General features: G+C 43.4%; 11 protein-coding genes. 1 reads left to right on the top strand and 10 read right to left on the bottom strand.

The features are described from left to right. Nucleotides 1-19 precede the first annotated feature (19 nt). The 7 genes from AB5916_RS01530 to AB5916_RS01500 all read right to left on the bottom strand — a co-directional run bounded on the left by AB5916_RS01530 (nt 20) and on the right by AB5916_RS01500 (nt 6661). Nucleotides 20-1027 (bottom strand): aldo/keto reductase, encoded by a 1008-nt coding sequence (locus AB5916_RS01530; protein WP_368188976.1) that lies wholly within the window; start codon nt 1025-1027, stop codon nt 20-22. A 219-nt stretch (nt 1028-1246) separates the two neighbouring features. Beyond that, nucleotides 1247-1804 carry an elongation factor P gene (gene efp / locus AB5916_RS01525; RefSeq protein WP_158422019.1) on the bottom strand — a complete coding sequence of 186 codons (558 nt, stop codon included), beginning with the start codon at nt 1802-1804 and terminating at the stop codon, nt 1247-1249. Between the two features lie 162 nt (nt 1805-1966). Continuing rightward, complete coding sequence (locus tag AB5916_RS01520) at nt 1967-2482, bottom strand: shikimate kinase (protein ID WP_368188975.1); 516 nt, start codon at nt 2480-2482, stop codon at nt 1967-1969. Further along, nucleotides 2479-2988 (bottom strand): YqeG family HAD IIIA-type phosphatase, encoded by a 510-nt coding sequence (locus AB5916_RS01515; protein WP_158422021.1) that lies wholly within the window; start codon nt 2986-2988, stop codon nt 2479-2481. The genes AB5916_RS01520 and AB5916_RS01515 overlap by 4 nt, the downstream gene beginning before the upstream one ends. Before the next feature lie 57 nt (nt 2989-3045). Then, on the bottom strand, nt 3046-3906 hold the full coding sequence (locus AB5916_RS01510; RefSeq protein ID WP_368188973.1) for a patatin family protein: 861 nt from the start codon (nt 3904-3906) through the stop codon (nt 3046-3048). A 16-nt stretch (nt 3907-3922) separates the two neighbouring features. Continuing rightward, nucleotides 3923-5284, bottom strand: a complete 1362-nt coding sequence (locus AB5916_RS01505) for a citrate/2-methylcitrate synthase (RefSeq protein ID WP_368188972.1) — start codon at nt 5282-5284, stop codon at nt 3923-3925. Nucleotides 5285-5443: 159 nt separating this feature from the next. Then, entirely contained in the window at nt 5444-6661 is a 1218-nt protein-coding gene (locus AB5916_RS01500) for an aminotransferase class I/II-fold pyridoxal phosphate-dependent enzyme (RefSeq protein ID WP_368188971.1), read from the bottom strand. Between the two features lie 223 nt (nt 6662-6884). On the opposite strand from AB5916_RS01500, the gene gdhA reads away from it, so the two are divergent. Further along, a complete protein-coding gene (gene gdhA, locus AB5916_RS01495; RefSeq protein ID WP_368188970.1) occupies nt 6885-8219 on the top strand; it encodes an NADP-specific glutamate dehydrogenase in 1335 nt (444 codons plus the stop codon). A gap of 48 nt (nt 8220-8267) precedes the next feature. Here gdhA and AB5916_RS01490 read toward each other — a convergent pair whose 3' ends face one another. The 3 genes from AB5916_RS01490 to ppdK form a co-directional block, all read right to left on the bottom strand. Further along, nucleotides 8268-8822, bottom strand: coding sequence for a helix-turn-helix domain-containing protein (locus AB5916_RS01490; RefSeq protein ID WP_368188969.1), 555 nt, complete (start codon nt 8820-8822; stop codon nt 8268-8270). 101 nt (nt 8823-8923) lie between these two features. Next, a complete protein-coding gene (locus AB5916_RS01485) occupies nt 8924-9541 on the bottom strand; it encodes a TetR/AcrR family transcriptional regulator (RefSeq protein WP_368188968.1) in 618 nt (205 codons plus the stop codon). Nucleotides 9542-9829: 288 nt separating this feature from the next. Continuing rightward, nucleotides 9830-12460, bottom strand: a complete 2631-nt coding sequence (gene ppdK / locus AB5916_RS01480; protein WP_368188967.1) for a pyruvate, phosphate dikinase — start codon at nt 12458-12460, stop codon at nt 9830-9832. Nucleotides 12461-12572 lie beyond the last annotated feature (112 nt).

The following is a 12572-nucleotide window of genomic DNA, read 5'->3' as shown; positions in this document are numbered from 1 at the left end:
AATTATTTCAACTCAAATCCTATTCTCCGAATTCCTGTGCTGCTTTCTTCAGCATCTGACGGATTGGTAAATGATAAGGACATCTTGTCTCACACTTCCCACATCCGATACATGCAGAAGCCTTCACCGGAAGCTTCTCATAACGGGCTCTTGCCCACTCTTCCAGATTGTAACGTGACAGATAACCTTCCATAAGAAAAACATTCGGAATACCGATCCCTACGCTGCAAGGCGCACAGTAATTACATCTTCTGCAGAAATTGGTTCCCAGCTGTCTGCGCACCTCATCCATCTTCTCTTTTTCTTCTAAGGTAAGAGGTGTCTGATCTGAACAGGCAGCAATATTCTCTTCTAATTCGGCAATCTCAGCCATTCCCGGGATGGTCACAGTTACATCCGGATTGGAACAGACATAACGCAGTGCAAGACGTCCATCCTCAATAGCTCCGCCAGCTAAAGGCTTCATATCAATGAATCCGATCCCCTTCTCTGCACATTTACGAATCAGCTCTTCTCCCTGATTCTCCACAATATTATATGGAAACATGATAGTCTCAACCCAGTCAAGCTCCAGTGCCTTCTCAAAAACAGCTGTAGAATGTGCAGTCAGACCTATATGTCCGATCTTTCCGGATGCCTTTGCTTCTTCAAGTGCTTCCAGTGCACCTCCTTTGCCGATCACCTGCTCCAGCTGATCCATAGAAGGATTGTGTACCTGATACAGATCAATATGATCTGTACGAAGATTATTCAGGCTGATCTGGATATCGGCTGCCATTGCATCTTTAGTCCTGGACATGCTCTTGGTTGCGATCACAAACTGATCCCTGATCCCCTCAAGACCATATCCCAGATACTCCTCGCTGACTGTATAGCCTCTGGCTGTATCAATATAATTTACGCCCTCTTCTGCCAGCTTATGCATCAGCGTCCGTGTACCCTCTGCATCAATTTTCTGGATAGGAATACCTCCGAATCCCATCCTTGAAATACGAAGCCCTGTTTTTCCTAAGTATGTATACTCCATCTCTCTCCTTTCCGGGATATTCGTTGTTCTTCAAAAACAGTGTAAAAATCCCTCACTGATAATCATTTACTGCTCATCACCTATAGAGGTGGAAAACCTCTCACATTCGGCATATATTGAAAGGGATGCTGCCATGTGCAGCATCCCTTCTGTCCGTGTATCCACACGCATCGCTCTCATGTCTGTCTGAAGCTTCTGCTGCAGGGCAGCCTGGCCGCATCAAACTCTGGAGAGATACTCTCCTGTTCTTGTATCAATCTTCAGCTTGTCGCCTTCGTTTACGAAAAGCGGTACCATAACCTGTGCACCAGTCTCAACAACAGCCGGCTTGGTAGCACCCTGTGCTGTATTACCTGCAAACCCTGGCTCTGTCTCTGTAACAAGCAACTCTACAAACAACGGCGGCTCAATAGCAAATACATTACCATTGTGAGAACAGATCTTAACCATCTCGTTCTCTTTCACGAATTTAAGAGAATCGCCTACCTGCTCTTCTGTAAGGCCGATCTGGTCAAATGTCTCTACGTTCATGAAATAATACAGTCCGCCATCATTGTACAGATACTGCATATCTACACGCTCAATACGTGCTGTAGGGAACTTCTCAGTAGGACGGAAAGACTTCTCCAGTACAGCTCCTGTAATGATATTTTTGTATTTGGTTCTTACGAAAGCAGCTCCTTTACCAGGTTTTACATGCTGAAATTCTACGATCTGACATACATTGCCATCAATTTCCACTGTGACGCCGTTTCTGAAATCACCTGCTGAAATCATACTTGTGTTTCCTCCTTAATTGTGCTTATCGCTAAAAAATATTTTATAATACCCAGGAATATTTTTCAACTGTTTTTTTACTTATCTTGCCATTTATATTTTTCCGTTTCAAATTGTCCTTTGATTTATACAATTTGTCCTTATAAATGATCTCGTTTCTTTTTATTTCTCTTTTAATTTTTCCTCAATCTCACTGATCAGATCATCAAAGGGCTTTACACCTGTAACAACCTGGATATCGGCAAAACCTGCATAAATAGGATCTCTTTGCTTCAGAAGCTTTTTCATCTTCTCATCCCTGTCATCACCTTCCAGAAGCGGATTGGTATTCCCACTGCCTTCCATACGCTTTTTAAGCACGTCTGCAGATCCTTTCAGGTAAACAACAGTACCCAGCTGTTTTATATACTTCTGGTTCTGTTCCTGTACCGGAAGACCGGAGCCAAGAGAAACGATCTTTTTCTCCTTGTCCTCGATCAAGCCTTTGATGGTCATTGTTTCCAGTGCTCTGTAATACGGTTCCCCAAATCTCTGAAAAATCTCTTTGATAGACATATCCATCTTTTTGCTGATCACTCTGTCCACATCAATAAATGGCAGTCCAAGATCCTTGGACAGACGTTTCCCCACTCGAGTTTTTCCTGAACCCATAAATCCAATGATAACGATATGGTTCATGAATTCCCCTCCTTCTTTTGCTTTTGATAAAAAAATAAAACTATTTTTTCCAGATAACGCTTAAGAACGATCTGAATCTCTTCTTTTGGATGGATCGGCTTCACAAGAATGCAAAAAAGCCCTGCCTTCTTTGCACCGTAAATATCAGTAAATAGCTGATCTCCGATAAAAAGTGTATTCTTCCGCTCCGTGCCCAGAAGCTCCATAGCCTTCTGATAGCCCTTTGGTGACGGCTTGCCAGCCTTATATACACAGCATCCACCTGTCTCTTCACAAAAAGGCTCCACTCTATCCTTTTTGTTGTTGGATACAAAACAGTATCCAAAGCCAAGTTCTTTCAACCTTGCAAAAAGGGCTTTGGCCCTTTCATCTGCCGGTGCCCCATGAGGCACCAGCGTGTTATCAATATCAAACAGAATCCCCCGGAAGCCTTTGGCATATAGCTGTTCAAAATTGATCTGATATGTGGAATCCAAATATTGATCCGGATAAAAGCACTTAAACATTCGCTATCCTCTTTCATACAATTTCTGTTTTTGTGTTTCCGTCCCTGGCCTGGCTTCCTACTTTTCAAGATAAGCCTGCATCTCTTCCATACGCTGCTTCATCAGCTGGTACCCATGATCATAAAACTCTGTCAGCTTATCTACATTCTGCTCAGTTCTTGACACAGGCTCCACCTCCGGACGGATCACAAAAATATGGCCTTCTTCTTCCCATTTCTCCACCAGCTCCATTACCCGGTTGTAATTCCGGTAACGGTTCAAAAGTGCGTTTAAAAGATTGGGATATTTCTTCAATGCAGCCGTATAAAGAAGTCTGCTTTTCCCGGGTGCTTTCTTACGATAGCCTTTATTTCGAGTAAGCACTACCACATTCTTCTGATGCCCCAGCTTCATGGAATGAATCAGAGGCACAGAATCTGCCACGCCTCCATCCACACAAGGAATACCATCCACATCTACCACAGGACTTATTAATGGAATACTGGAAGAAGCCCTGCAGATCGTGAGAAGCCGTTCCCTGTCCTGCTTCTCTGAAAGATACATAGCCTCTCCAGTAAGACAATTGGTCACAACCACTTCACATTGGATATCAGAAGCAAAGTAAGTATCAAAGTCAAAAGGAAAAAGCCGGTTAGGATATTCGTCAAAAAGTCTGTCCATATCAAAAAGATATCCCTTTTTCAAGGCATCCTTTGTACCAATATAACGATTCTTCCGATCCTGGATGATCGTACAGTCCTTTGTCCTGCCGATCTGTTTTGAAACATAATCTATCGCATTACAGGCACCTGCTGAAACGCCGATCACATAAGGAAACTTAACTTCCTTTTCCATCAGGTAATCCAGCACGCCGGCAGTAAACACACCTCTTGTGCCGCCGCCTTCCAGTACCAGTGCTGCCTCTTTTTTGCCATTCACTTGTGTCAATGCCCCCTTACCTGTCGCTAAGCGGCACATACTCTGACGGATCCAGTACATTCTTATAAGCCGGACGGATGATCTTGTCTACATTGATCAGCTCTTCCATACGGTGCGCACTCCATCCTACAATACGTGCCACAGCAAACATAGGTGTATATAATTCCAGAGGAAGATCCAGCATGCTGTACACAAAACCGCTGTAAAAATCCACATTGGCGCTTACGCCCTTGTAGATCCGGCGCTCCTGTGCGATCACCTCCGGTGCCAGGTGCTCTACATTGGCATACAACTGATAATCCTTCATCCTGCCCTTTTCCTTGGCAAGCTTCTCTACAAAGCCCTTCAATACCTGTGCACGTGGATCAGATACGGAATAAACTGCATGTCCCATACCATAGATCAGTCCCCGTTTATCAAAGGCTTCTTTGTGAAGAAGCTTCCTCAGATATACGCGGATCTCATCTTCGTCAGAGAAATCTTTGATATGCTTCTTCATATCATTAAACATGCTCACTACTTTAATATTGGCACCGCCATGCTTTGGTCCTTTTAAGGAGCCAAGAGCTGCTGCCACAGCAGAATATGTATCTGTACCTGAAGAAGACACAACTCTTGTGGTAAATGTGGAGTTATTACCACCGCCGTGTTCCATATGAAGAATCAGTGCAAGATCCAGGATCTTTGCCTCCAAATGGCTGTATTTCTTATCTGGGCGCAGCATACGGAGAATATTCTCCGCAGTAGACAAATCCTTCTTAGGATTATGGATATACAGGCTCTTCCCACATGAATAATGATTGTATGCCTGATAGCCATAAACTGACAAAAGCGGGAATACGCTGATCAGGTTCAAACACTGACGCAGAACATTAGGCAGTGCAATATCATCTGGATTTTTGTCATAACAGTAAAGAGTAAGCACACTCCTTGACAGTGAATTCATAATATCCTTGGAAGGTGCTTTCATGATCACGTCTCTGACAAAATTGGTAGGCAGTGATCTCTGATTTGCAAGAAGTTTGGTAAAATCCTGCAGTTCCTGCGCAGTTGGCAGTTTACCAAACATTAAAAGGTAGGTTGTTTCCTCAAAGCCAAATCGGTCATCCTCAATAAAGCCTCTGGTAAGATCCTTGATATCATATCCCCTGTAAGACAGCTTTCCTGCACATGGCACTTCCTTGCCATCCACTACCTTTGTGGCACACACATTGGATACCTGGGTAAGTCCGGCCAGCACACCTTTACCATTCACATCTCGCAAACCGCGCTTTACATCATATTTCCCATAAAGAGAAAGGTCCAGGGTGGAATGATCTTTACAGATCTCCGTCAGATTTTCAATTTCCGGCGTTACTTTCATATTAAATCCTGTCATTAAACAATCTCCTTTCTATTGGCAATATTATAACATCATATTTCCTTCAGGTAAACCAAAGAATCCATCCAGCTGCATTCCCGCACAAATTCATGTTATTGTTCACTCTATTCAAAGTATCCCGGTATCCTTAAAGAAGCTGTCATAAGCTGATTCTTATCATCGCTGATGATAAGTGGAAAGGAATTCTCTCAACCTGTCAGTTGCCTTTTCCAACTGGCGCACATTTGGCAGATACACAACGCGGAAATGATCTGGCTGTCCCCAGTTAAAGCCTTTTCCAGGCACAAGAAGTACCTGCTTCTCATGAAGGAAATCCAGGGCAAACTGCTCGTCATCCATAATATTGAATTTCTCAGTATCGATCTTAGGGAAAATGTAAAATGCAGCCCTTGGTTTTACTGCTGTAATCCCTGGAATATCAGTAAGTGCCTTGTAGATATAATCTCTCTGCTCATAAATCCTTCCACCCGGCTGGATATATTCATTCACGCTCTGATAGCCGCCAAGAGCAGTCTGTACGATAGACTGAGCAGGAACGTTGGAGCAAAGCCGCATGGAGGAAAGCATATTCAGGCCTTCGATATAACCTTTTGCCTTGTTCTTTGCACCGCTGAGGATCATCCACCCAATACGGAAGCCTGCGATCATATGAGATTTGGACAGTCCTGAAAATGTAACACAGAACAGATCCGGTGCCAGGGACGCAATGGAAGTATGTTCATATCCATCCATAACAAGACGGTCATAAATCTCATCTGAAAAGATGATCAGTTCATGCTCTCTTGCGATCTGTACGATCTGCTCCAGCACTTCCTTGGGATATACTGCACCGGTAGGATTATTGGGGTTAATGATAACGATGGCCTTTGTCCTGTCTGTGATCTTGCTGCGGATATCATCCATATCCGGATACCAGTCAGACTGCTCATCGCAGATATAATGGACAACATTTCCACCTGCAAGAGTAGCTGTAGCTGTCCATAAGGGGTAATCCGGCGAAGGAATCAAGATCTCATCCCCATTATTCAGGAGTGCCTGCATGCACAGATTGATCAATTCACTTACACCGTTACCTGTATAAATATCACTCATGGTAACATTGGGAAGCTTCTTCAGCTGAGAATACTGCATAATAGCTTTTCTTGCAGAAAAAATCCCTTTGGAATCAGAATAGCCCTGGGATGTACGTACATTACTCAGCATATCCAGAATTACCTCCTGGGGTGCTGAAAAGCCAAAGGGATAGGGATTGCCGATATTCAGCTTCAGGATCTCCATACCGTCCTCTTCCATCCTTGCTGCCTCATCTACTACAGGTCCACGCACATCATATAATACATTATCAAGTTTACTGGATTTTTCAAATTTTCTCATAATTACCTCTTTTCTGCCCTGAGGGCACAACGATTATATTTATCTTCTCATATTTACCGATTTTTCGCAAGTCCTCATCCCATGAAGATTGTTAAAAAAAAAATTAATTGTAACTCTGTTAAAAAAAAATAAATGTAGCTCTTTTCTTTTTTAATACTTTAGTGTATAATAGCACTCGAAAAAATTTTCATATCAAAATCAATATGGATGAGGAGGAACTACAATGTCTTATACTGAAGAAGTTTATGAGAGAGTCGTAGCACAGAACCCTGGCGAGCCGGAATTCCATCAGGCTGTAAAGGAAGTTCTTGATTCTCTTAAAGTAGTAATCGACAAAAATGAGGAGAAATACCGCAGTGTTTCCCTTCTGGAGCGCCTTGTTGAGCCGGAAAGAATTATCTCCTTCCGTGTTCCGTGGGTTGATGACAACGGTGTTGTTCAGGTAAATAAAGGATATCGTGTACAGTTCAACAGTGCGATCGGACCTTACAAGGGCGGTCTTCGTTTCCATCCGTCAGTAAACCAGGGTATCCTGAAATTCCTTGGTTTTGAGCAGACCTTCAAAAACTCTCTGACAGGTCTTCCTATCGGCGGTGGCAAGGGTGGTTCCAACTTCGATCCTAAGGGTAAATCTGACAGAGAGGTTATGGCATTCTGCCAGAGCTTCATGACAGAGCTTTCCAAATATATCGGTGCTGACACTGACGTACCGGCTGGTGATATCGGCGTAGGCGGACGCGAGATCGGTTATCTGTTCGGACAGTACAAACGTATCCGTGACCTTTATGAGGGTGTTCTTACAGGTAAGGGTCTTACCTATGGCGGTTCCCTGATCCGTACCCAGGCTACAGGCTATGGTGTTGTATACATGCTGGACGAGATCGTGAAAGCACACAAGGATGCAATTGCCGGCAAGACTTTCGTAGTTACCGGTTCCGGTAATGTTGCTATCTATGCAGTAGAAAAAGCACAGCAGTTAGGCGGCAAGGTTGTTGCCATGTGCGATTCCAACGGATTTATCCATGATCCGGAAGGCATCAAGCTTGATATCGTAAAAGATATCAAAGAAGTGAAACGTGGACGTATCAAAGAATATGCAGACCGTGTTGAAGGTGCTACCTACACAGAAGGTCTCGGCATCTGGAATATCAAATGTGATGTATATCTGCCATGTGCAACTCAGAACGAGCTTTCTCTTGACGGTGCAAAAGCACTGGTAGCAAATGGCTGCAAATATGTAGTTGAGGGTGCTAACATGCCTACTACTCTTGATGCAACAAGCTACCTGATGGAGAATGGTGTTCTCTTTATGCCTGGTAAAGCAGCTAACGCTGGTGGTGTTGCTACTTCTGCTCTTGAGATGAGCCAGAACTCCATGAGACTTTCCTGGACTGCTGAAGAGGTAGATGAGAAGCTTCACAACATTATGATCAATATCTTCCACAAGGCAGATGATGCAGCAAAACGCTACGGCATGGAAGACAACTATGTAGCAGGCGCTAACATCGCCGGCTTCGAGAAGGTTGTTGATGCTATGATGGCTCAGGGTATTTGCTAATTTTCCAGAGCACTTATCGTCCGATAATGATTTACCGCCTGTGTAATTTTACACAGGCGGTATTTTTTCTTTTTGTGTTTTCATATCTGATGTTGGTGGATAGGCATGACTTTCCACATATGCCATCATTCGGTTGTACAGCACTATATAAAAAAATACAGCAATCATACTGCCAATTGCGCCCAAAAGCACATATGCATCTGTATCCTGTAATTTTAGTTTCAGGGATATTACAAGGCCTACCCAGGCAACGACACACAGAATGATCGTTGCAATATGTTCATGCAGCCATTTTTTCTTAAAAAATGTTATCTTTTCTTTCAGCGTAAAAGTGCTGTTATCCAGCGCTGTCATAAGATTGCTGTCGGCAGCTTCCTTAAAGGTCTCTGCAGCAAGCCGTTCTCCACTTATAATCTCGTTAATACTTACGCTAAATTCTTTTGACAGTATTGACAACATTTCAACATCAGGCATATAGTTGCCATTCTCCCAACGTGAAATTGTTTTATTGGTTACACCCAGCTTCTCTCCCAGCTGTTTCTGTGTTAAACCTTTTTCTTTCCGCAAGTCAGCTATAAATTTTCCAATTTTAATTTGATCCATTTTATGCACCTCCGAAAAAAAGTATAGCATATTTTTGATAAAACAGCTTCCCCATAAACAGCGAATGCGTTACCCACAGAAGCAGAATTCTTTTTTTATTGCTAATCACCATTCTTAACAGCATTTTCTTTGCAAAACCAATTCAGATAATCGTCTAAAAGCTTATGATCTATATGTTCCTTATTATATCCATATTTCTGATCCAATTCATAATCCATCAGACCATGGATTGTCATGGCAAAGCTGACCGCACTCATATCTGCATTTTCAAAATGAAGCATCTTATGTACTTCCATTGCATAGAATAACTGCTTGGTTGCAATAATCATCCGTTCCGTTTCTTCTGCTACAATTCTTGCTGCCATTGGTTGGATACTACGCTCAGAGTATATCACCTTATAGAAGGCAAGCATCTTTTCCTGATGGTTCATATTGATATAGCCTTGCACCACTCCCTGCAATGCCTCATATGCAGTTTTTCCCTGAAAAAACAGGCTGTAATCCAACGGTTTTATACCAGCATTCTTCTTGGACTGTTCTCTTAAATACTGATACATTGCTTCCACAATTTCTTCCTTAGAGGAAAAATGCTTATAAAGCGATGGTTTCTTGATGCCAATCTTATCAGCTATCATGCTCATGGAAACACCTGCAAGACCTTTTTCAGCAGCAAGCTCTAGTGTTGTCAATATGATCTCTTCTTTTCTGTTATGATTCAATCCATTTTACCTCTTCAAAAAATTGCATTTATACGGCTTTTAAGCTATCGTTCGTTAGCTATATGGTAATATATTCTTTACATTATTTCAAGGGATTTTTAATAAATTCCTGCAATCATTCCTTTATTTTACTCAAAGCACCAAGATGCAGAACTATGCAAAAAAGACCTTGCGGATCTGATTTCTCAGACCTGCAAGGTCAATTCTTACGTTTGGACAATTATCAGGGTGGCTGGCAAAATCACCTCAAACTAGGATATCCTGCGCTGCCCTTTTATAATAATTTAATTATGCGTTCTTCTCAGCGATTGCTGCCTGAGCTGCTGCCAGACGAGCTACCGGTACACGGAACGGTGAGCAGGAAACATAATCAAGACCGATCTTGTTGCAGAACTCTACAGAAGACGGATCTCCACCATGCTCGCCACAGATACCTACATGAAGGTTTGGATTAACCGGTTTTCCTAATTTGATAGCTGTTTCCATCAGCTTGCCAACGCCAACCTGATCCAGTTTTGCAAATGGATCGTTCTCGAAGATCTTAGCGTCATAGTAAGCATTCAGGAACTTACCAGCATCATCACGGGAGAATCCGTAGGTCATCTGAGTAAGGTCGTTTGTACCGAAGCAGAAGAAGTCTGCCTCTGTTGCAATAGCGTCAGCTGTGATAGCTGCACGTGGGATCTCGATCATAGTACCAACTTCGTACTTCAGATCAACACCTGCTGCTGCGATCTCAGCATCTGCTGTCTCAACAACGAATTTCTTAACATATTTAAGCTCTTTTACATCACCTACAAGCGGGATCATGATCTCTGGGCAGATGTCCCAATCAGCGTGTGCTTTCTTAACTTTGATAGCTGCACGGATGATTGCAGTTGTCTGCATCTTAGCGATCTCAGGATAGGTAACTGCAAGACGGCATCCACGATGACCCATCATCGGGTTGAACTCGTGAAGGGAAGCGATGATCGTCTTGATCTCCTCAACGCTCTTGCCCTGTGCCTCAGCAAGCTTCTTAATATCCTCTTCCTCTGTAGGAACGAACTCATGAAGCGGCGGATCCAGGAAACGGATAGTTACCGGGTTGCCTTCCAGAGCCTCGAACAGTCCTTCAAAGTCATCCTGCTGATATGGCAGAACCTTTGCAAGAGCTTTCTCTCTCTCCTCTGCTGTTGTGGAGCAGATCATCTCACGGAATGCATCAATACGTCCCTCGCCGAAGAACATATGCTCTGTACGGCAAAGACCGATACCTTCTGCACCAAGCTCAACTGCTTTCTTAGCGTCAGCAGGAGTATCTGCGTTTGTACGAACCTTCATAGTTCTGTATTTGTCAGCCCAAGCCATGATACGGCCGAACTCACCAGCGATTGTAGCATCTACAGTCGGGATGATACCGTCATAGATGTTACCTGTTGTACCATCGATGGAGATGAAGTCTCCCTCATGGAACTCTTTTCCGCCAAGTGTAAATTTCTTATTAGCTTCGTCCATAGCGATATCACCGCATCCGGATACACAGCACTCACCCATACCACGGGCAACTACTGCTGCATGAGATGTCATACCACCACGAACTGTCAGGATACCCTGAGCAGATTTCATACCTGTGATATCCTCTGGGGATGTCTCAAGACGAACAAGAACAACCTTCTCGCCTCTCTCAGCCCATTCAACAGCGTCATCAGCTGTGAATACGATCTTACCGCAAGCAGCTCCAGGAGAAGCTCCAAGACCTTTGCCCATCGGTGTAGCAGCTTTAAGAGCCTTAGCATCGAACTGAGGATGAAGAAGTGTATCAAGGTTACGAGGATCGATCATTGCAACTGCCTCTTCCTCAGATCTCATTCCCTCGTCAACAAGGTCACAAGCGATCTTCAGAGCAGCCTGAGCGGTTCTCTTACCATTACGTGTCTGCAGCATGTATAACTGGCCATGCTCAACAGTGAACTCCATATCCTGCATATCTCTGTAGTGTGTCTCCAGAGTATGGCAAACTTCTGTAAATTTAGCGAATGCTTCAGGGAACTTCTGCTCCATCTCAGCAATGTGCATAGGTGTACGAACACCAGCAACAACGTCCTCGCCCTGTGCATTGGTAAGGAACTCACCAAACAGACCTTTGTTTCCTGTAGCTGGGTCTCTTGTAAATGCAACACCAGTACCACAGTCATCACCCATGTTACCAAATGCCATCATCTGTACGTTTACAGCTGTACCCCAGGAATATGGGATATCGTTGTCACGACGATAAACGTTAGCACGTGGGTTGTCCCAGGAACGGAATACGGCTTTGATTGCACCAACTAACTGCTCCTTCGGATCAGATGGGAAATCAGCACCGATTTTCTCTTTATATTCAGCTTTGAACTGCATAGCAAGCTCTTTAAGGTCGTCAGCTGTAAGCTCAACGTCAAGCTTAACGCCTCTCTCAGCTTTCATTTTGTCGATCAGCTCTTCAAAATATTTCTTACCAACTTCCATAACTACGTCAGAATACATCTGGATGAATCTTCTGTAGCAGTCCCATGCCCAACGTGGATTGTTGGATTTCTCAGATAATACAGCAACAACGTCTTCGTTTAAACCAAGGTTCAGGATAGTATCCATCATACCTGGCATAGAAGCTCTAGCGCCAGAACGAACGGAAACAAGCAGAGGATTTTCTTTATCACCAAATTTCTTGCCGGTGATTCCTTCCATTTTGGTGATTGCTTCCATGATCTGACCCATGATCTCGTCATTGATCTGTCTGCCGTCCTCATAATACTGTGTGCAAGCCTCAGTAGTGATTGTAAAGCCCTGCGGAACAGGAAGACCCAGGTTTGTCATTTCAGCAAGGTTGGCACCTTTACCACCCAGAAGGTTTCTCATATCAGCGTTACCTTCTGTAAACATGTAAACCCATTTTGCCATTTTACATTTTCCTCCTAAATAAATTGTTCTTTCAACATGAAATATGTTTTTTATACGCACATAGTTATTTTATAGAGTTATCCGGCAATAGTCAAGGCTATTTTTCGCTGTG

This window comes from Blautia sp. 1033sp1_1033st1_G9_1033SCRN_220408 (assembly GCF_040929965.1).
GTDB classification, from domain to species: Bacteria; Bacillota; Clostridia; order Lachnospirales; family Lachnospiraceae; genus Blautia_A; species Blautia_A ammoniilytica.
Note: the sequence above shows the minus strand (reverse complement) of the source record. Positions and strands in the feature narration are given on the sequence as shown.